The organism is Nocardia sp. NPDC003979 (assembly GCF_053605015.1).
Genome location: NZ_JBSGIJ010000006.1, coordinates 141,934 through 160,390 on the forward strand (window position 1 = coordinate 141,934; position 18,457 = coordinate 160,390).

Sequence of the window (18,457 nt, forward strand, 5' to 3'; positions counted from 1 at the left end):
TACTGACGAGTCTAGGTCTTCGGTCCGCAGCGTAGGGACTATCGCTGTAGTGGCGGCGGCGTTAGCGCCTACCGGATGAACTCTCGGTGTCGCGGCGCGGGAAGTGCTGTCGGCGAGGTCGTTCGCCTGTTCAGGGGCCATGACGGCCGGCTCTTCCGGCGCGGCCGGGAAGTGCCACGTGACAGTGGTCACGGTGAAGTGATGGTGCCCCCTGTAGGACTCGAACCTACGACCTAGTGATTAAAAGTCACCAGCTCTACCAACTGAGCTAAAGGGGCGCGCAGCGGAGTCTAACCGACACCTCGCCGCGACGCCGAATAGTGTCCCCCATCAGCCGGGCTTCCGGCGCACATGGTCCGGTCGGCCCCGGTAACGGTGGCGCGCCCCGGCGCGATGCCCGGCTGACGGGCTGGAGCACATCGCCGTTCCCACTTCCCGTCGCGACGTGTCATCGAATAGTGTTGTGGGTCAACAGCTTTCGATCAACAGGAGTGTGTGGGTGATACCGGGGTCCGCGAGTGCGCCGCAGGGGGGCGCTGGACAGGCCAACAATGCTGTGCGAGTGCGGTTTTCGCATTCGGCGCCACGGCTCACGGTTGCGCCCGGTTTGCCAGTCCGGAAAAACGGACCGGGTGTCCCATTCGCATGTTGCCGTTCGGGGAATGCGGGTACGGTGATTACCTGGTGAATTTCGAAACAATCACCGGGGCCGCACTTTCCGGCGCCCGGTGGTGGGTGCGGTGTCGCGGAATTCATCGGGGGTTCGATGTGCCGGGGTGAACGCGAAGGCGCGCGAACTCCTCGCAAAGGGGCAGTCGCTACCGCAGGAGGAGGCGGTTCTCACAGGTATTGAGCCCGAGTGTGCACCCCCTGTGGCGCACCCGGGCCGGCGAACTATACCAGCCGGAGGGGTACCGGCATTCGGCGAGTTTACATACCAAAAGTATGAAAAATAACCACAATTCGCGCCGCGGGTCTGTCATTGATCGGCGGCGACGAGAAGGTTCGGAGGCGTTTCGAGCATGGCACGGCAGCAAGAGCGGGCGCGCCGCACACGCGCCGCGATAATCAAGTCCGCGGCCGTCGAGTTCGGGAAGAGCGGGTATGCCGCGGCATCGCTCAACCGCATTCTGGAAGGTTCGCGCGCGACAAAGGGCGCGATGTACTTCCACTTCGACTCCAAGGAAGACCTCGCACGCGCGGTGCTCGACACCGCGGTCGAGCGGTACCGGCTGTGCGCGGAGCGCTGGCTGGCCCGCACCGACCTCGGTCCGCTCGACGTGCTGCACGGCATGGTCGACGAAGTCGCGTTGCGGCTCGAGCACGACACCATCGTGCAGGCCGAGTACCGCCTGGTGATCGAACCCGACTTCCATCGCGACGCGGGCAACGGCGGTGGTCGCATCCTCGGCCGGGCCACCCGGGTGCTCGCGGTGCGCGCGATCGACGACGGTCAGCTGCGCGCCGACGCCGACCCCGACCGGTTCACCAGAACCCTCGCCGCGGCGCTGGCGGGCCAGCGGTATCTCGTCGACCCGATCGGCACCGGTTCGGCCGCCGATCTGCGTGCCCGCTTCGCCGAGGTGCTCGAGGTGATCGTCGAGGCCATGGCGACGCCGGTGTGGATACAGCACTTCCGCACCGACGGCTGGCGCGCCCAAGCCCGCCTCGACGACCTCGGTTTGGGCGCCTGACCAGGCGATTTGGAAGAGCGCACCGAGGTGTCATAAGCTATGCGAGCTCCCAACGGAAACGTTGAAGCCGCCCCGGAGAGATTCGGAACGAGCCCCCTTCGTCTAGCGGCCTAGGACGCCGCCCTTTCAAGGCGGTAGCGCGGGTTCGAATCCCGTAGGGGGTACAGTCTTCGGACTGTAGTGTAGGTAAAGCAAGGCCCTGTGGCGCAGTTGGTTAGCGCGCCGCCCTGTCACGGCGGAGGTCGCGGGTTCGAGTCCCGTCAGGGTCGCAAGTAAGCGCCGGAGCAATCCGGCGCTTCGCGTATGGCATTCCGTACGGGTGCCTGCGGCCAGGTAGCTCAGTTGGTACGAGCGTCCGCCTGAAAAGCGGAAGGTCGCCGGTTCGATCCCGGCCCTGGCCACAAAAGATCCCCTCACCAGAGCATCTGGTCGAGGGGATTTTCGCGTTCAGGGGTGGAAGACGAGGCGGCCAACCGTCGTGCCGTCGCCGAGCCGGCCGAGGCCCTCGGGCACGTCGCTCAGCGACAGGCGTTCACTGATCAGCGGCTTCAGCTGGTCCGCGGCGGCGAGCCGGGTCAGTTCGTCGTGGCAGTCGCGGATCGCCTGCGGGTTGTATTGCTTGTAAAGACCCCAGTGCAGGCCGATGATCGAATAGTTCTTGATCAGGGCGTGGTTGAGGGCCGGTTGGGGGATGGTGCCGCCGGCGAAGCCGATCACCAGGATGCGGCCCTCGAAGGCGATGCATTTGGTCGACTTGGCGTAGGCGTCGCCGCCGACGGGGTCGTAGACGACGTCGGCGCCGCGCCCGCCGGTGAACTCCTTGACGATCGGCACGAAGTCCGAGGTGTGCCGGTCGATGACGAGATCGGCGCCGAGCTCGCGGCAGTATTCGGCCTTGTCCGGCCCGCCGACCACGCCGATCACGGTGGCACCGGCGGCCTTTCCGAGCTGCACGGCGGTGCTGCCGACGCCACCGGCCGCGGCGTGTACGAGCAGGGTTTCCCCGGCGCGCAATCGGGTGCGCCGGTGCAGGGCGAACCAGCTCGTCTGGTAGCCGATGCACAGGGCGGAGGCTTCGGCGTCGTCGAGTGCTTCGGGGGCGGGGAAGGCGTTGGCCGCGTCGAGTACCGCCATCTCGGCGAAGGCGCCGCCGGGTAGGTCGGTGGTGCCGACGATCCGGTCACCGACCGCGAACCCGGTGACGCCGTCACCGACCGCGACCACCGAACCGCACAGTTCAACACCGGGGGTGAACGGCAGCGGCGGCTTCACCTGGTACTGCCCACGGCACAGCAGCACGTCGGGGAAGTTGGCCGGAGCGGCGAGTACCCGCACCAGCAGTTGTCCCGCACCGGCGACGGGGTCGTCGATCTCGTTGAATCGCAACACCTCTCGTGGTTCACCGAGTTGGCCTACCTGCCAAGCCTTCATGAGCTGTCTCCTTACAGTAAATGAGCGCTTGCTTAGCTTGGCGTGCCGACGTTGTCGTGTCAATCACAGATCGCCTCCGGTGACCGAAGTCTGTCGGTGCGCGCCGAGACGGTGACGAGCGAGGAGAGCCACCACCACCTGCGCGTTTCCCGAAACGGCAGCGACCGGGGTACAGTCGCCCCGCGAGAAAGCAGCAAGGCCCTGTGGCGCAGTTGGTTAGCGCGCCGCCCTGTCACGGCGGAGGTCGCGGGTTCGAGTCCCGTCAGGGTCGCACGAGAAATCCCCCGTACCGGTCGGTGCGGGGGATTTTCGCGTCAGCGGCGGTGGTCGATGCTGGTGATGCGGTAGCGGCCGGTCGAGATCTCGGTGGTCTTGATGGTCTGATGCACCTTCTCGATGGCCGTGTCGCCGGGCCACTGCTGATGGATCGTGACGTGCCAGATGGATGTATCGGTGGAATCGCCACGGGTGATGTGGGTGCAGTACTTGATGTCCGGTGGCAGGGTGGCGATGCCCGCGGCGAGGGCGGCCTCGTCACCGACGTGGGCGTTGTCGGTGACGAAGGACCTGGCCTTGGCGGCGTCGCGGTCGACGTAGTAGCTGTACTCGAAACCGAGGATTGCGCCCTGAGGTGAGCTCGCGTCGCCGCGTTCGGCGCTCACGGTGATGGAGGTGGTGCGGAACTCCTCGCAGCCGGGGAGCGCGTGCGCGGGCAACGGTGGTGTGGTGCTCGAAGTGGGAGCTGTGATGTTCGACAGGCCGGCTTGCCTTGTGTCCGAGGCGGATCGGTCGCTCGGGCCGAGGAAGATGGTGGCGGCCACGCCGAGCAGCACAACGAACAGCAGTGCGCCGACCACGCCCTTGATCGCGGCGGCGGCCTTCGTGCGGCCGTGGCCGTCGTCGTAGCGTTCGTCGTTGTAGTTCTTGCGCGGCCTGCGGGCGATGGGGCCGCCGCCGCCGAAATCCTTGAGCTTGGGCAACACCGGCATCTCCACGTGGTCACCGCTCTGCTCGGTGGCGGTCGTCGTCGCCCAGTCGTTCCAATCCACATCGTCGTGGCGGACCGGTTCGACGGGGAAGTCGGCATCGGTCCAGTCGTTCCAGTCACCGGTGAACCCGTCGTCGTCCTCGTCGGGGTGGCGGTAGACGGGTTCGGGCAGCAGCGGCGGCGCCGGGGCGTCGGTGAACGGTTCCGGTTCCGGCGGCGGCCACATCTCCGGGTTGGTCCCGATGGTCTGCGGCTCGGCCTCGCGCCGCCGCCTGCGCCGTCGTTTACCCTGCGGACGACGGCGCCCGGTGGCGTCCGGCGACGAGAAATAGGCACCGAACGGGTTGTCCATGCCCGCGGCCTAGGCGTTCGCCGGGACAACTCCGGGTTGCCCGTGTTTGGGGGCGTTCGACGGTCGTTCGCTCTCCTGATCCTGTTGCGGGCGCGCGGCGGGTGGAATCACCCCACCCTGCATCGGCTGCTGCTGCGCGGGTGCCTGCTGGAACGGGGCCTGCTGTGGCGCTTCGGGTTTGGGCGTCGGATTGGTAGGCGCGGGTGCGGGAGCCTCAGGCTTCGGTGCCGCACCACCGGAGTTCGCGCCACCCGAGTTCGCACCGCCGGAATTCGCGCCGCCCGAACCACCCGGGTTCGCACCTCCGGAACCACCGGAGTTGCCGCCGAGACCGCCGAACAACGTGTTCGAATTGCCGTTGTTGCCAGCGCCATTGGTGCCGGGCGCGGTCGTCGCGGGCGCGGTGTTTGCCGGTGTGTCGGCCGTACCGTCCACCCCGGCCGCCAGGGTGTCGATGCCCGTCGTCGCCAGCTCGGCGCCCTTGTCGATGCCGTGCATGGCGACTTCGGCGATCTTGTCGATGAGGTGCGTGCCGAAGCTGACACCGGCATCGATGGCCGCCGTACCGAGGCTCACACCGCCGTCGATCAGCGCCTCCTGCAACGCGATCTGCGCCGCGACCGCCGGGTCGGTCGTCTTCTCGTCGTTCCAGGTGGAGGTGTCGGTGCCGCCGGTGCCGAGCACGTACACGCCCGGCGCGACCTCGGTCGCCCCCGGGGGAACCGTCACCCCGTTGGTCCCGCCGAGATCGCTGGTGAGCCCCTGGGTGTCGCGGGTGTGCTGGTCCATCTCGGTGCTGGCCGCACCGACCACCCCCACGGCCTCCTGGATCGCCTCCTCGGCGAGCTCCACGATGGCGTCGAGATTGTTGCTGTTCACGGCGGGTGCGGCGGATTTGGCCTTGCGCCGGAACTCCGCGATGATCGCGTCCACCTTGGCGGCCGCGTTCGCCTGCGTCGTATGCGCTTGGCCGAGCAGGGTACTCAGGCGCTCACCCCGATCGGCCGCGGCCGACACCTCGGTGGCGGTCCGGCGCAGCGCCGGAGTCGCCGGTGCGGCGGTGTCGGTGGACTCGAGCGCGTAGAGGCCGAGCCGGTGCGGGTCCTCGGTGGCCGTGGTCGCGGCCGAGGCGGAAGTGAGGGCGGAGACGACGGCGGGATCGGGATCGGCGGAGGTGTTGGTGCCCAGCGCCTTCCGTAATTCCAGCAGCGGCACCTCGAGCAGCGCGATCACCGGTTCGATCTTGGCCTCGGCCTCTTCGGGGGTGATGGTGCTCAGGGTGTTCTCGGTGACGAGCGATTTCGTGCGCATCAGGCCACCTCGTTCTCGACCGCGCGCAGGCCCGCGGCCACATCCGTGTCGACGCCGGTGACATCGTCGCCGAACCGGGTCAGGATGTCCTGGTAGGCGCTGACGAGATTCCCGGCCGTGCTGAGGGTCGAGGCGTGCGCGCCCGCCGCCTGGGTCCACGCGGCGGCGAATTCGCGGCCGAGCACGCCCAATCCGGAAAGATCGACGCCCGCCGCGGTGGTCGTCTGGGTGGCCGCAGTGCCAAGTAGTTCGGAAACCCGAGCTGCCGCACGCTGATAAGCGTCGAGCGCTGACGGGTCGAATGACATTTCTGCCACGATGTCTGCCCCTTCACGATCGCGGATCCCGGCGCTGCCGGCACTGAAAAGCGTAACCACCTGGGGCCGTTCGTGGGGCCGTCCAGCACTCTTGGACGGCCGGTTCTCGAGAAACCCCTGGTCGGCGCCGAGCTGACCGACCGGTAGGGTCGGCCGCGATGGCTGTCCTCCTGCTCACGCTGCTCGGGTTCGCCCTGCTGGACGCGCTCGACGTGTTGCTGGTGGCGATCACCACCGCCGTGGTCGCCGACAGCAGGCTGGCCAGGCGTTCGCCCCTGGTCGGTGTGCTGAGCTTCCTCGGCGGTGTCTTCGCGGTCTCGGTGCTGTTCGGCGTCGCGACGGTGCTCGGTATCGACTTCCTCGTCCGCCTGCTCGACTTCGACCTCACCCCCACCCTGCGCTACTGGGGTGAGCTGGTGATCGGGCTCGTCCTGATCGCGGTGGCGGCGATTCCGGTCGACGCGGGCGCGGCGCCCGGCGGCCGGTGGGTCCGGCCGGTGCGCGAGTACCCGTGGTTGATGGGGGTGATCGGTTTCACCCTCGGTCTGGCGAAGGTGCCGACCTCGGTGCCGTACCTGGCGGCGCTCGCCCTGATTTCCGCGCAGCGTCCGCTGCCCGCGAGCTGGCCGGTGCTGGTGGCGGCCTACTGCCTCGTTGCGCTGGTGCTGCCGCTGGCCGTGCTCGCGCTGGCGCTGCGCAGAACCCGTGGGGCACGGCGGATGTACCGGATGCTCGTGCGCGGGGTGACCCGGTACGGACCGCCGGTAGTCCGTGTCCTTTTCGTCGTGTTCGGTGTCGTGCTCGTCGTCGACGCGCTGGTCCACGCCGGGCAGCTGTGGTGAGGGCCCCGGGCGGCCGCTCAGGAACACATCAGGTCTATCGAGTACGGTCATAACGAATCGATGACGTGCCTCGGCGCCCGCACCCTGGGCCGCCGGGCGTTACCAGGTGAGCAGGGAGGGCGACCCTTGAGGGTTACCGTTGTTGTGCCGACCTACAACGAGCGGGAAAATCTGCCGGTGGCGGTGGAGCGGCTGACGGCGCTGCCGGTGCCCGATCTGCATGTGCTGGTGGTGGACGACAACTCACCCGACGGCACGGGCGAGGTGGCCGACAAATTGGCCGCCGAGCTGCCGAACGTGGTGAGCGTGCTGCACCGCACCGAGAAGGACGGCCTCGGCCGCGCCTACATCGCGGGCATCACCCAGGCCCTGGCCGACGGCGCCGACGTGGTGATCCAGATGGACGCCGACCTCTCGCACCCGGCCGAGGTGATCCCGGCCATGCTCGAGAAGCTGACCTCCGAGGATGTCGGCGTGGTGCTCGGCTCCCGCTACGTCCCCGGCGGCTCCACCGCCGAGGAGTGGAAGTGGTACCGCAAGGCCCTCTCGGCCTGGGCCAACTTCTACGTGAACCTGATTCTGCGCCTGGGCGTCAAGGACGCGACCGCCGGTTTCAAGGCGTGGAAGGCCGACACTCTGCGCGCCATCGACGTGGCCTCCATCCGCAGCAACGGTTACTCGTTCCAGGTGGAGATGAACTACCGCGCCATCAAGCGTGGCTACACCATCGCCGAGGTGCCGATCCGGTTCGAGGAGCGCACGGTCGGCGCGTCGAAGATGAGCCTGAAGGTGCAGCTGGAATCGGCACTCATGCCGTGGAAGCTCCTGTTCGGCCGTTCTGTCTAGACCACACGCGAAAAGGCCCGGCCGGGAACGTTCCCGGCCGGGCCTTTTCGCTGTGTGTCACTGCTCGGCGATGTGGCGGCGCACGCCTTCCAGCGCGATCACCATGGCCGGCACCAGCACCACGTGCATCAGCGACAGGGCGATGGTGGAGGCGGTGTCGAAGCCGGCGGTCAAGGTCATGCCGATGGTCGCGATCGACAGCACCGAGCCGACGACGGCGGCGACTCGCAGCACCCCGGTCCACTTGTAGGAGATCAGCACCGCGGCGGTCAGTCCGATCAGCAGCGGAACCACCGACATCAGGATCACCCCGCCAGGAGCGACGTCGGAGACTTTGCCGTCCGTGGTTGTGGTGAACGAACCGCCCGCCGCCTCGCCGATTCCCCAGATGATCAGATTCGCGATCAGGGCGGCGGCGACAGCGCCGAGCACGGCGACGGGCCGGTTCAGGGCGGGCAGGGTGCGGGTAATGGTTGCGGTGGTGACTGCGGTGCTCATGATGTTCTCCCTCATTCGGTGGTGACACAATCTTCAAACCTGAAGAATGGTTCAGGTCAAGGGCGGGCGGCGACATCCGCCTGAGACCCTGGTCACAGTCCGGGAGGTGAGCAGTCAGGCGCTCGGCCAGTTCAGCAAGGTGCGTTCGTAGAGCCTGCGGACTTCTTCGATCTCCTCGTCCATCGCGGCGGGATTCCACGTCGACACATCGATCGGCGGCAGAATCGCCACATCGACGACACCGCTTCGGGCGATGGGCGAGTCGCGCCAGGCGATGTCACCGGCATTGCGGATGACGATCGGGATCACCGGGACGCCCGCCTGCTTGGCGATGTGGAAGGCGCCCTTCTTGAACGGGCCGAGCCCACGGGTGTACGAACGCGTGCCCTCCGGGGCGACGGCGATCGACAGGCCTTCGCGCAGCGTCGAAACAACCGGTGCCAGCGCCGCTTTCGCGCGTTCGGTATCGGAACGGTCGATGAAGGTGACACCGACGAAGCGCATGAGCGGCCCGAAGAGCGGATGCGACCGCAGTTCCTTCTTGCCGATGCCGGTGACGCCACCGTTGAGCACCTTCGGAACGATGATCACGTCGAACTGGCTCTGATGGTTGAACAGGAACACCGCGGGCCGTGGGGCACGGGCGTTCTCGGCTCCGACCACGCGCAGCTCGACGCCGAGGGTGCGCAGCGTCGCGGTGGTCCCGTCGTGCATGAGGGCGTCGGCCATGGCCTGGCGATCGCGGGTGTAGGACTTGCGGATCACACCGGTCAAGGCACCGGTGACGAGGGCGACGAAGGCGAGGACGGTGCGGGCGTAGTCGATCGGGCTCGGCGCTGTGCGTGGCCGGAACTCAGTCGGGGCTACCGACCGGACGCCGGCCGATTCGAGCAGCGCTGGGTTGTCGGCGTAGACATAACCGATCTCGCAGTCGCGTGCTGCGGCGAATTCGCCCACCGCTTCGGTCTTCTCGGTTCCCCACAGCGGCGGCCCGTCGAGCTGACCGGTGAGAATTCCGTTGTCCGTGGCGAACTTCGTGCACAGCACGTTGTCGATGCCGAGCAGTTCGGCGAAGGGACCCACCTGGTACACCGGCAATTCGCTGACCAAAAGCACTGTGTGCCCGGCGGATCGGTGTTCACGGACCAGCTGCCAGGCTTCGGGAAAGATCCGGCCGTACATCTCCTTGCGGAAGACGCCGCGACCCAGTTTCTCGAGTTCCGCTTCCGGCACACCGGCCCACGCCCGTTCGGCTTCACGGAGGAACCGCTGATGGTCCCGCCGGAAGCCGGTCAACATCGCATTCCGTCGAGCGTCGCCGCGCCGGCGACGCCTGCCGGGCAATCGCTTTCGAGGCAAGGCGTCGACCACGGCTCGTGTGTCGAAGACGGCCAGCACCCGATCGCCCTGTGGGCCGGTTCTGATAGCGGTGACCGCGTCGTCGATGCCGCTCACAGCGAGTTCCGATTCGACGGGTCGAGCGAGGCGGCCCGGGCGATCCGTTCGCCGAGATCACGCAATTGCTGCGCGAATTCGTTGCGGCGCGCGATCAGGCCGTCCTCGCCGCCGGGCTCCGCCGGGGCGATCAAGTGGTGGTTGTCCGCCAATTTCCACGCACTGGTGAACAATTCCGTCGACACCGATTCGGGACTGTGCAGCCGCTGCTGCAACAGCATCTGCTTGCCGACGGCGACGCATTCGTCGATGAATTCCTTGCGGTCGATCACGGCGTCGGCCGGGCGGGCGGCGAGCCGCTCGGCCACCACGAGTTGCGCGTCGAAGAACGAGCGAAGGACACGGTGCGCCATGACGAAGCCCGACTCGGTGAGCGCGCCGAGGAACTGCTGATCGAGGCGGTCGTCGGGGGTGTTCTCGTCCCATTCGGGGACGATCACGCGCACCTCTTCGATGATCTGGTCGGCGAATTCCTCGCGTTCGGGGAAGAAGAATTCGAATTTGAGTAGGTCACGCAGCGCGAAGGCGGCCCGCCAGGCCGCGCGGAGCGGGTCGTCGCCCGGCTGTTCGACGGCGGTGAGCGCGGCCAGCTCGAGAATGGCCCGGTTGACGAACCAGTGCACCGCGCTGTTGCGGTAGAACGCCGCCTCGAGGTGGGCGCCGGGTTCGATGGAGTACACCGGTTCCAGTCCGCCGCGATACACGGTGACCACCCCGGCCAGCGCCAGCTGTTCGAGGACGACCTGCAGCCCCTGCTCGTCGCGCAGCTTGGACAATTCACCCGCGGGCAGGCCGCGTCGATCGATATAGCCGAGGACCGGGTCGAGCACGGTGCGCACCTGGCCCAGCGTCAGCGCGCGTTCGTGCACGCCGAGCAGTGCCAGGGTGACCAGGGCGTTGACGGTGATCGGGGTGACCGCGTTGATCCGTACCGCCACGTCGAAGGCCAAGCGCTGCACGGCTTTGCGTTCGGTTTCACTGAGTTCCGACTCGTCGGGGACCTTGGTGGCCCCGGTCGCGGTGTCGTGCAGTGGAATGGTCTTGGGGCGCTCACCGAGTGGGTCGCCATGGGTTTCGAGCCGCTCGCGCGCCGAAATCGCCTCGCCGAAGCGCACATACACGCGACCGGCCGAATGCTGCTGACTACGAACGTATCTCGCGAGCCACGCGATACCCTCCGGCTTCTTCTTGCCGCCTGCCTGCTCGCTCGCGATGGCGCCGAGCTCGTTGAGCCGCTCGTAGGTGATCGATACCGGCACCAGCATCACGTCCTCGACGCGACCCGAACGCACCGCCGCCGCAAGGTAATTGAGCAATCCGTACCTCGGTGGGCGCAGCTTGCCGGTCCTGGTCCGGCCGCCCTCGAAGTACCACTCCATATTGAACCGCTTGGACAGCAGGTAGGCGAAGTACTCCTCGACCACCGCCTTGTACACCTCGTCGTCGCCGAAGCTGCGCCGGATGAACACGGTGCCGGTGCGCCGGGCGATCGGGCCCATCGGCCAGAAGTTCAGGTTCGCCCCGCCGATCACGTGGTTGGGTGGGAAGTCGTTGCGGGCCAGCACGTCGCCGAGGACGAAGGCGTCCACATACGAACGGTGCGAGGGCAGGAAGACCAGCGGGTACTTGCGGTTGAGCGAGCGCAGGGCGTCCAGGCCGCCGAGATCGGTGTCGACCTTCCAGGTCGAGGCGTGCACCGGGCGCATGGCCTGGGTGAACAGATCCGACACCAGCCTGCTCTGCGCGGCGACCAGCTCGCGCAGTGCCTTCTCCGCGCTGCGGTGGACGTGGGCGGGATCGGAGCCGAATTCGTCGGCGATGTAATCGAGTTTGCGCTGGAATTCCGGTGAGTCCAGTATTTCCTCGGCCACCAGCTGCGGCACCTTGTAGCGGTCGCCGATGACGGTGCGTTCCGCGCGTTCGAGCGCGACGACCGCCGCGCGCAGCACCGAGCGGGCGAAGGCGTCGGGCGAGCCCGATCGCAGCAGCGCGGCGGCCTCCGGATAGTTGGTGCGCAGCTCGCTCAGCCGCGCGGGCGCGCCGACCAGCACCTGGTGGCGGTCGGGGTGGGTGCGCAGCAGGCGGCGCTGCACCAGACGGTTGGGCTTGCGCGGGTTGGTGAGCATGGCCAGGTCGGCGAAGGTCACTCGGCGCACGCCGTCGCGCTCGGGCGGCAGCCACAGCACCCGGACCGGGACGACCAGCGGGTCGTCGCGCCGGTCCACCAGCCGTTTGATGAGCGCCTTGGCATCGAGATCCACCTGCGTGACAGGTCCGTCGGAGTCGATCTCGCGCGCCAGCCCGCCCTCGGCGATCCAGGCACCGATCACCTCGCGCTCCACGCCGGAGGCCGCGTCGACCAGGGCGACTACCGAGTCCGCCTGCGGAGTCGTGCGCGTGGGCCGCCCATCGTTGTCGATCATCTCTCCATTGAAGCCGCAGATTCGCCGTAGCGCACCGAACTTCGCCGACAGCGCGTTCGCGGGTGACAATGAGTGGGCAAGGTTACCCCGCACACGGGTAGCAAAACCTGGAGGTAATGCTAACCTAACCAAGCTAAATTAGGTCAGCTTTACCTTGGAGGATCGTTGTCGTCGACGGAACAGCCCACACGGGTGGAATATGTGACCGATCCGGCCGCAGCGATGTCGTGGTTGGCCTCGGCCGATCGATTCGGTGAGTACGTGATGTACGAACAGCCCGGTGTCTGGGTGTTTGCCGCCGACCCACTCGGCAGCGTCGAACTCGACGCCAACGAACTGCGCACCACCTGGGGCGAGCAGACCACCGCCCGCGCGTGGACCGGCAGGCCTGCCGCCGCCGTCGACGCCGCCCTGGCGAGCCTGCCCCTGGACGGCCGCAACGCCTACGGCTGGATCGGGTTCGAATTCTGCGCCTATTCCCTCGGCGCCACCCGCTATCTCAACCCGCTGACCTCGCTGGCCAACTTGATGATTCCCCGCATCGAAGTGCGCATCGACGCCGACGGTGTGCGGATCAGCGGCGCCACCCCCGCCGAAATGTGCGATATCCACGACCTCATCGCGGCCTCGCAGGGCGCCGAGCTGCCGTCGGCGCATCCGGTCGACGTGCGGCCCGATGTCACCGGATACCAGGACCGGGTGGCCACCGCTGTCGAGGAAATCCGTTCCGGCAGCTACCAAAAGGTGATTCTGTCGCGCAAGGTCGCACTGCCCTTCGCTGTCGACGTCCCTGCCACCTACCGCCTCGGCCGAGCCAACAACACCCCCGCCCGCTCCTTCCTGCTGCGCCTGGGCGGTCTGGAAGCGGCCGGATTCAGCCCCGAGCTGGTGGCCTCCGTCGACGACGACCGAGTGGTCACGACCGAACCACTAGCCGGTACCCGCGCCTTCGGCCTCGGCCCCGAAGCGGACAGCGCGGCCCGGGTCGACCTGCTGGCCGATCCGAAAGAAATTGTCGAACACGCCATTTCGGTGCAAACGTCCTTCGCCGAGATCGCCGAGGTAGCCGTTCCCGGTACCACGGCGGTCTCGGACTTCATGGCCGTGCGCGAACGCGGCAGCGTGCAGCACCTCGCATCGACCGTCCGCGGCGAACTCGCTCCCGAACGCACCGCCTGGGACGCGCTGGAAGTACTGTTCCCGTCCGTCACCGCCTCCGGCATCCCGAAACAAGCGGGCGTCGACTCCGTCTTCCGCAACGACCACGACGAGCGCGGGCTGTATTCCGGTGCGGTCGTGTGTGTTTCACCAACCGGCGCACTCGAGGCGACACTGGTTCTGCGAGCGATCTACCAAACCGGCGAAGGGGCGTGGTTACGTGCCGGGGCGGGGATCGTCGGCCAGTCCCGCCCGGAACGAGAGTTCGAGGAAACCTGCGAGAAGCTGGGAAGCGTCGCACCTTACGTCGTGAAGGCGTGATCTAGGAGTCGTGCCGTGTGGGCGGGAGTGCGGCAGGTGGCAGACCTGAGTGACGCACGCCCCCAACCGCATTCCAGGCAGTCCGCCATGACAGCCTCCCCAACCCCGCACATCCCGACCTCGAGGAGGGATCGCCGCGAAGCGGCGTAGCGGCCCGGCCGCGCGAACAGCGCTCGAAGCGCATGCGCGAAGCGCGAGTCTCGAGCGCTGTTCGCGCGGCCCCCCAGGGGCCGCGCTCGAGCGCGCCAGCGCTCCAATAAACACAGCCCAATACCTTTGTGGTGCACAAAACACCAAGGCGGTTCCGCACCTCCCCGGCGCTAAAAACACCGAGGTAGTTCCTTACGGCTGGGACACCACCACCTAGCGAACTCCGCCCCAAACACACGAAAAGCCCCGCTCCACAAAAGGAGCGGGGCTTCTACAGCGAGCCTCTACTTCGGCTTGTCAGCCCAAACAGTAGTGCCGTCCGGCGCCTGCAGCACCTGCAGCAGTTCCAACCCGGTCACAGCCATCACCGGTCCACCGATGGCGATCATGCCGATGATGCCACCGGCCGCGGCGCCGACCGTCAGGCCGGGCAGGCAGCCGAGCGGGATGGTGACGACGCAACCGATGACGGCGCCGATGGCGGTGCCGACGAAGGTGCCGATGGCGGTGCCGATGCTGAACTTCGAGGAGAAGTCGTTGATCGCCTTCTGGTTCTCCTGGGCGGAGGCGATCTCCTGGCCCTGCAGGACCGGCTTGACCGCGACCGGCTGGGCCGCGATCTCGACGCCCTGGGGACGCTCCGGCGTCAGTTCGAGCACCGTGGAGTCCTTGACGACCTCAGCCTTGGTCGGGATCTCCGTGCCGGAGATCGAGAACGCGATCGGCATGGCCATGACGACAGCACCGGTGCTGTCCTTGATCTCGGCAACCTGGGTCTTCGGCGCTTCGGGAGTCTCCCCCTCCTGCTCCACCAGCGAGAAGGTCCCATTCTTCACGGTGGCGACCACGGTCTTGTCGACCAGCTTCACCGAGTACTTGATGCCCTCGGGCGCCACGGGCTCGGCATGCGACGTCCCAGCGGCCACCGTCATGGCCCCGATAACCAAGGCGGCACCCGCAACGGTTTTACGGATGTTCATTGAAGTTCCTATCCATCAGGTGTGGTGCGGCGTGCGATCAAGCGACACGCGAGACTCGTCAAGCGGGCGCACCCTTGTGAGATGCTCCCAACTTCTCCCCGAGCAGTGTGAAGACCGGCACAGCAGACAGAACGTCTGGAGCCTAGTAGACCGAAACCCCTGATGCCAGCACAGTTTCCAGGGGCATGGGTCAGGCTGCCCTAACCCATGCCGCCGGCAGAGGAGGTTTCCCATGCTCAATCACAAACACGACCTCACCGGGGCAAACATGTCAGTGACATACATCACATAATCATCGGTACGTACGGCTGTTCAGGGACCGCCCCGGCAACTTGCCCGCAAGGAAATCGACGGCGAATCCGAGCACGCCGATCACCAGGATGATGGCGACCACCTGATCGTAGGCGAGCTGGTCACGGGCATTGAGGATCTGGTACCCGAGTCCCGATCGCACACCTAGCATCTCGGCGGGCACGAGCACGATCCAGGCCGTGCCGAGCCCGAGCCGCAGCCCGGTACGGATGTGGTCGCGCACCGCCGGAATGATGACCACGCGCAGCTGCTCGCCCCGGGTCGCGTGGAACGAGCGCGCCACGTCGAGGAAGCCGCGGTCGATGGCGTGCACCCCCGCCACCGTGTTCAGCATGATCGGCCACACGGCCGCCGCGGCGACGAGGAAGTACACCGGCTGGTTGCCGATGCCGAACACGGCGATGGCGATCGGGGTCCACGACAGCGGCGAGATCATCCGCAGGAACTGCACCACCGGCGAGGCGGCTTGTTCGATCCGCGTGCTGAGCCCGATCAGCAACCCGATCGGCACACCGAGCACGGTGGCGATCGCGAGCCCGATCAGCAACCGCCACAGGCTGATTCCCGCGTCGGAGACGAGCACACCGCGTTCGTGCAGATCGGCGATGGCGGGCAGCACGTGCTGGGGCGCGGTGCGACGCAGCAGCGAGTGTTCCGGCGAGAGCACCGTGGTCGCCGTCCACCACAGCCCGACGGTGACGAGCACGGCGAGCACCGGCGGCCACACCCTGGCCAGGACCGAGCGCGAGACGGTCGAGCCGGTTTTCGGTGGGGCTTGGGTCGTTGTAGTCACAGCAGGTGCACCTGTTCAGTTCGGTCGAGGCCGGTGAGCCCGAACGCTTGTCGCCCACCCTGTGCGGCAAGGGAATTCAGCACAAAGGTGTCGTCGACGAGCTCGCTGTGCGCGCGGGCCGGGTCGAGGGTGTCGAGGAAGCCCCGGTCGCCGTCGACGACGGTCTCGTGCATCTCCTCGACCAGCCGCCGGGTGAAGCTCGGGTACGGGTAGGGCTGGAATCCCACCAGCTGCGGCGACCAGTCGGGCCGCTGGAATTGGTAGGGCGGGTTGGGGTAGGCGAGCGCGGTCCGCACGGCGGGCAAGGGTTGCGGCAGGTAGCTGCCGGTGGTGAGTGCTTCCGCGGCGCGCGGCCGGTCGGTGCCGATCCGTAGCTGCGCCGCGACCACCGCGTCGGTCACGGCCTGGACGGCGTGCGGTCGTTCGGTGATCACGTCGTCGCGGGTCACCAGGACGCAGCAGGCGTGTTCACGCCACACGTCACCGAGGAACACGTGGATGCGCCCGATCTTCTTGATCTGGGCGATGGCGTTGAACGGGTCGGCGACCACATAGCCGGAGATGGACCTGTTGGCGAGGGCGGGAACCATGTCCGACGGACTCATCACGATGAGCTCGACGGTCCGCTTGGCGCGCGACGCGGTCCGGCGCACCACAGGTGTGATGTCGTGGGCGCGCAGGAGTTTCTGCAGCACGATGTTGTGGATCGACCACCAGAACGGAATGGCCACCTGGGTGCCGATCAGCTGTTCCAGCTCGGTGATGTCGGGTGCGACGGTGAGCGCCGACCCGTTGGTGTGGTTCCACCCGAGCACCCGCACGTTCGCCCCGAGCACCTGCCGCAGCTGAATCGCCATGGGCATCAACAGGTGCGCCACATCCACCTGACGGGAGACGAACGCTTCCGCCAGGCCCGACCAGCTGCGGAACATCACCGGTTTGGCGCTGCTCACCGACCCCGCGGGGTAGAGGTGTGCCGAGTGCGCGATCAACAGCGGCGCCGCGTCGGTGATCGGCAGGTACCCGATGCGCAGTGCCTGTTCGCGCCGTTGCCCGGCGCCTGCCGCACTGCGGACCAGGTCGGCCGACCCGTAGAGCCCGGCGGCCGCGGTGAGTCCGGCCGCCCCGGCGAGCAGGTGCCGTCGTGAAAGCCCGCTCACGACACCACTACTTCGTCCGGGTGGTATTGCCCGAGGATGTCGGCGCGCAACGCGTCGCCGCCGTCGCGCACCTCGGTCCATTCGCGCCGGATGCGGCCCTTGTCGAGCAGCACGATGCGGTCGGCCAGATCCATCGCCTCGTCCACGTCGTGGGTGATGAGCACGACCGTCGCCTCGATCTCGGTGACGAGTTCGGCCAGCCATTTCCGCAGGTCCAGGCGGGTTGCTGGGTCGAGGGCGCTGAACGGTTCGTCGAGCAGCAGCAGCCGGGGCCGGGTGGCGGCGGCACGCAGCACGGCGACGCGCTGCGCCTGCCCGCCCGACAGCTCGCCGGGGTACCGCTGCGCCAGCGCCCCCAACCCGAAACGGGCAAGCAGGGTTTCGGGGTAGTCCCTGTCGAACTCGCGCCGGTGCGCGGCGAACCGGCCGGCGAGCGAGATGTTGTCGATGACGGTGAGCCAGGGCAGCAGCAGCGCCTGCTGGAAAACCACCCCGGTGCGCGGCCGGGCACCGTCGGTGCTCCAGCTGATGGTTCCGGCGGTCAGCTGTTCGAGTCCGGCCAGCACACGCAGCAGCGTCGATTTGCCGCTGCCGCTCGGCCCGAGCACGGCGAGGAATTCACCGCGGTCCACGTGGAAGTCCACGTCGTCGAGCACGGTGCTTTCGCCGAATGTCTTGCCACCGCCGTCGACTTTCAGTTCCCAGATACTCAATTCGGCCGTCTCTCGAGAAGAGGTGTAACCAAGGGGCCGCGCGCACCGCCGTCGCCGCCGGTGCGCGCGGAGTGCCTACGCGCCTTTGACGCCGGTCAGGCGGGTGTACATGCCGCCGTGCAGGTAGTCGACGACCACGTCGGTCAGCCGGTCACGGAAGACCTGCTCGAACGGGTGCAGCTCCCGGAAATGCGATCCGACGATGCCCGACTTCACGAAGTTGTAGCCGTTGATCGGGTACCGGCTCAGCCCCGACGTGCGCGGCAGCGCGTCGATGATGCGCACCTGGGTGCCCGGCGTGAGGTTGCCGAGCAGTTCGGCCAGCTTGTCCGACGGGTGCGGCACACAGCTGAACGCGATGCAGCTGAACAGGACGTCCACGTCCTGGTTCACGGGCAGCTCGGCGATGTCCTCGGTGAGCAGAGTGACGTTGGGCCAATGGTTCTCGTCGACCCGCTTCTGCGCCTTGGCGAGGATGGCGGCGTTGTTGTCCACCCCGATCACGTGCCCGGTCGGCCCGACGGCCGACAGCAGCGCCGGGAAGGCGAGACCGGTGCCGCACCCGAGGTCGGCCACCTTCTTACCGGTGAGGTCGAGGCCTTCGACCAGGCCCGGATGCAGTTTGTCGATGCCACCGAGGGACAGGAACCACGCCGTCCGGTCGTAGATGGGGGCCGCGATGTCGTACCGCTCTGCGAATTTCATGCGAATCT

At 67.4% G+C, this 18,457-nt stretch carries 16 protein-coding genes and 5 tRNA genes; 8 read left to right on the plus strand and 13 right to left on the minus strand.

Annotated elements, in window-relative coordinates; genetic code table 11:
* Positions 1–202: 202 nt before the first annotated feature.
* Positions 203–278, minus strand: a tRNA-Lys gene (locus ACWEVR_RS15575).
* A gap of 744 nt (positions 279–1,022) precedes the next feature.
* Here ACWEVR_RS15575 and ACWEVR_RS15580 point away from each other — a divergent pair.
* From ACWEVR_RS15580 to ACWEVR_RS15595, 4 genes are all read left to right on the plus strand, one after another.
* On the plus strand, positions 1,023–1,694 hold the full coding sequence (locus tag ACWEVR_RS15580) for a TetR/AcrR family transcriptional regulator (protein WP_067492354.1): 672 nt from the start codon (positions 1,023–1,025) through the stop codon (positions 1,692–1,694).
* Between the two features lie 91 nt (positions 1,695–1,785).
* Positions 1,786–1,858, plus strand: a tRNA-Glu gene (locus ACWEVR_RS15585).
* A 31-nt stretch (positions 1,859–1,889) separates the two neighbouring features.
* Positions 1,890–1,963: transfer RNA gene (locus tag ACWEVR_RS15590), tRNA-Asp, on the plus strand.
* Positions 1,964–2,021: 58 nt separating this feature from the next.
* Positions 2,022–2,095, plus strand: a tRNA-Phe gene (locus ACWEVR_RS15595).
* A gap of 46 nt (positions 2,096–2,141) precedes the next feature.
* Here the strand turns inward: ACWEVR_RS15595 and ACWEVR_RS15600 are convergent.
* Positions 2,142–3,125: an NADPH:quinone oxidoreductase family protein gene (locus tag ACWEVR_RS15600; RefSeq protein ID WP_452467482.1), complete on the minus strand. Its 984-nt coding sequence runs from the start codon at positions 3,123–3,125 to the stop codon at positions 2,142–2,144.
* Positions 3,126–3,322: 197 nt separating this feature from the next.
* On the opposite strand from ACWEVR_RS15600, the gene ACWEVR_RS15605 reads away from it, so the two are divergent.
* Positions 3,323–3,396, plus strand: a tRNA-Asp gene (locus ACWEVR_RS15605).
* A gap of 43 nt (positions 3,397–3,439) precedes the next feature.
* Here ACWEVR_RS15605 and ACWEVR_RS15610 read toward each other — a convergent pair.
* From ACWEVR_RS15610 to ACWEVR_RS15620, 3 genes are read right to left on the minus strand one after another with little or no spacing between them, the layout of a single operon-like run.
* On the minus strand, positions 3,440–4,465 hold the full coding sequence (locus ACWEVR_RS15610; protein WP_452467483.1) for a hypothetical protein: 1,026 nt from the start codon (positions 4,463–4,465) through the stop codon (positions 3,440–3,442).
* 9 nt (positions 4,466–4,474) lie between these two features.
* Positions 4,475–5,776, minus strand: coding sequence for a hypothetical protein (locus ACWEVR_RS15615; RefSeq protein WP_452467484.1), 1,302 nt, complete (start codon positions 5,774–5,776; stop codon positions 4,475–4,477).
* Complete coding sequence (locus tag ACWEVR_RS15620) at positions 5,776–6,093, minus strand: hypothetical protein (RefSeq protein WP_357153269.1); 318 nt, start codon at positions 6,091–6,093, stop codon at positions 5,776–5,778. Before ACWEVR_RS15620 ends, ACWEVR_RS15615 begins: the two co-directional genes overlap by 1 nt.
* A gap of 158 nt (positions 6,094–6,251) precedes the next feature.
* Here ACWEVR_RS15620 and ACWEVR_RS15625 point away from each other — a divergent pair, with 158 nt between their 5' ends.
* Both ACWEVR_RS15625 and ACWEVR_RS15630 read left to right on the plus strand, forming a co-directional pair.
* Entirely contained in the window at positions 6,252–6,935 is a 684-nt protein-coding gene (locus tag ACWEVR_RS15625) for a GAP family protein (RefSeq protein ID WP_452467485.1), read from the plus strand.
* An 84-nt stretch (positions 6,936–7,019) separates the two neighbouring features.
* Entirely contained in the window at positions 7,020–7,781 is a 762-nt protein-coding gene (locus ACWEVR_RS15630) for a polyprenol monophosphomannose synthase (protein WP_210740475.1), read from the plus strand.
* A 57-nt stretch (positions 7,782–7,838) separates the two neighbouring features.
* Here the strand turns inward: ACWEVR_RS15630 and ACWEVR_RS15635 are convergent, their stop codons facing one another.
* From ACWEVR_RS15635 to ACWEVR_RS15645, 3 genes are all read right to left on the minus strand, one after another.
* Positions 7,839–8,279, minus strand: coding sequence for a DUF6069 family protein (locus tag ACWEVR_RS15635; protein WP_452467486.1), 441 nt, complete (start codon positions 8,277–8,279; stop codon positions 7,839–7,841).
* 114 nt (positions 8,280–8,393) lie between these two features.
* Complete coding sequence (locus ACWEVR_RS15640) at positions 8,394–9,734, minus strand: 1-acylglycerol-3-phosphate O-acyltransferase (protein ID WP_452467487.1); 1,341 nt, start codon at positions 9,732–9,734, stop codon at positions 8,394–8,396.
* Positions 9,731–12,157 (minus strand): glycerol-3-phosphate 1-O-acyltransferase, encoded by a 2,427-nt coding sequence (locus ACWEVR_RS15645; RefSeq protein ID WP_452467488.1) that lies wholly within the window; start codon positions 12,155–12,157, stop codon positions 9,731–9,733. The genes ACWEVR_RS15640 and ACWEVR_RS15645 overlap by 4 nt, the downstream gene beginning before the upstream one ends.
* 192 nt (positions 12,158–12,349) lie before the next feature.
* Here ACWEVR_RS15645 and ACWEVR_RS15650 point away from each other — a divergent pair, with 192 nt between their 5' ends.
* Positions 12,350–13,636 carry a salicylate synthase gene (locus tag ACWEVR_RS15650; RefSeq protein WP_452467489.1) on the plus strand — a complete coding sequence of 429 codons (1,287 nt, stop codon included), beginning with the start codon at positions 12,350–12,352 and terminating at the stop codon, positions 13,634–13,636.
* Between the two features lie 434 nt (positions 13,637–14,070).
* Here ACWEVR_RS15650 and ACWEVR_RS15655 read toward each other — a convergent pair whose 3' ends face one another.
* From ACWEVR_RS15655 to ACWEVR_RS15675, 5 genes are all read right to left on the minus strand, one after another.
* The gene (locus tag ACWEVR_RS15655; RefSeq protein WP_067497071.1) at positions 14,071–14,766 is read right to left on the minus strand and encodes a hypothetical protein; all 696 of its coding nucleotides are present in this window, start codon (positions 14,764–14,766) and stop codon (positions 14,071–14,073) included.
* Between the two features lie 292 nt (positions 14,767–15,058).
* Positions 15,059–15,871 (minus strand): ABC transporter permease, encoded by an 813-nt coding sequence (locus ACWEVR_RS15660; protein ID WP_452467490.1) that lies wholly within the window; start codon positions 15,869–15,871, stop codon positions 15,059–15,061.
* Entirely contained in the window at positions 15,868–17,031 is a 1,164-nt protein-coding gene (locus ACWEVR_RS15665) for an ABC transporter substrate-binding protein (RefSeq protein WP_452467491.1), read from the minus strand. Before ACWEVR_RS15665 ends, ACWEVR_RS15660 begins: the two co-directional genes overlap by 4 nt.
* Positions 17,028–17,744 (minus strand): ABC transporter ATP-binding protein, encoded by a 717-nt coding sequence (locus tag ACWEVR_RS15670; RefSeq protein ID WP_452467492.1) that lies wholly within the window; start codon positions 17,742–17,744, stop codon positions 17,028–17,030. Before ACWEVR_RS15670 ends, ACWEVR_RS15665 begins: the two co-directional genes overlap by 4 nt.
* A gap of 75 nt (positions 17,745–17,819) precedes the next feature.
* On the minus strand, positions 17,820–18,449 hold the full coding sequence (locus ACWEVR_RS15675) for a class I SAM-dependent methyltransferase (protein ID WP_181698768.1): 630 nt from the start codon (positions 18,447–18,449) through the stop codon (positions 17,820–17,822).
* Positions 18,450–18,457: the final 8 nt, after the last annotated feature.

Coding starts and splice junctions, on each gene's coding strand:
- ACWEVR_RS15580 (WP_067492354.1), top strand. CDS start 1,023: ATGGCACGGCAGCAAGAGCGGGCGCGCCGCACACGCGCCGCGATAATC.
- ACWEVR_RS15600 (WP_452467482.1), bottom strand. CDS start 3,125: ATGAAGGCTTGGCAGGTAGGCCAACTCGGTGAACCACGAGAGGTGTTG.
- ACWEVR_RS15610 (WP_452467483.1), bottom strand. CDS start 4,465: ATGGACAACCCGTTCGGTGCCTATTTCTCGTCGCCGGACGCCACCGGG.
- ACWEVR_RS15615 (WP_452467484.1), bottom strand. CDS start 5,776: ATGCGCACGAAATCGCTCGTCACCGAGAACACCCTGAGCACCATCACC.
- ACWEVR_RS15625 (WP_452467485.1), top strand. CDS start 6,252: ATGGCTGTCCTCCTGCTCACGCTGCTCGGGTTCGCCCTGCTGGACGCG.
- ACWEVR_RS15635 (WP_452467486.1), bottom strand. CDS start 8,279: ATGAGCACCGCAGTCACCACCGCAACCATTACCCGCACCCTGCCCGCC.
- ACWEVR_RS15645 (WP_452467488.1), bottom strand. CDS start 12,157: ATGATCGACAACGATGGGCGGCCCACGCGCACGACTCCGCAGGCGGAC.
- ACWEVR_RS15655 (WP_067497071.1), bottom strand. CDS start 14,766: ATGAACATCCGTAAAACCGTTGCGGGTGCCGCCTTGGTTATCGGGGCC.
- ACWEVR_RS15675 (WP_181698768.1), bottom strand. CDS start 18,449: ATGAAATTCGCAGAGCGGTACGACATCGCGGCCCCCATCTACGACCGG.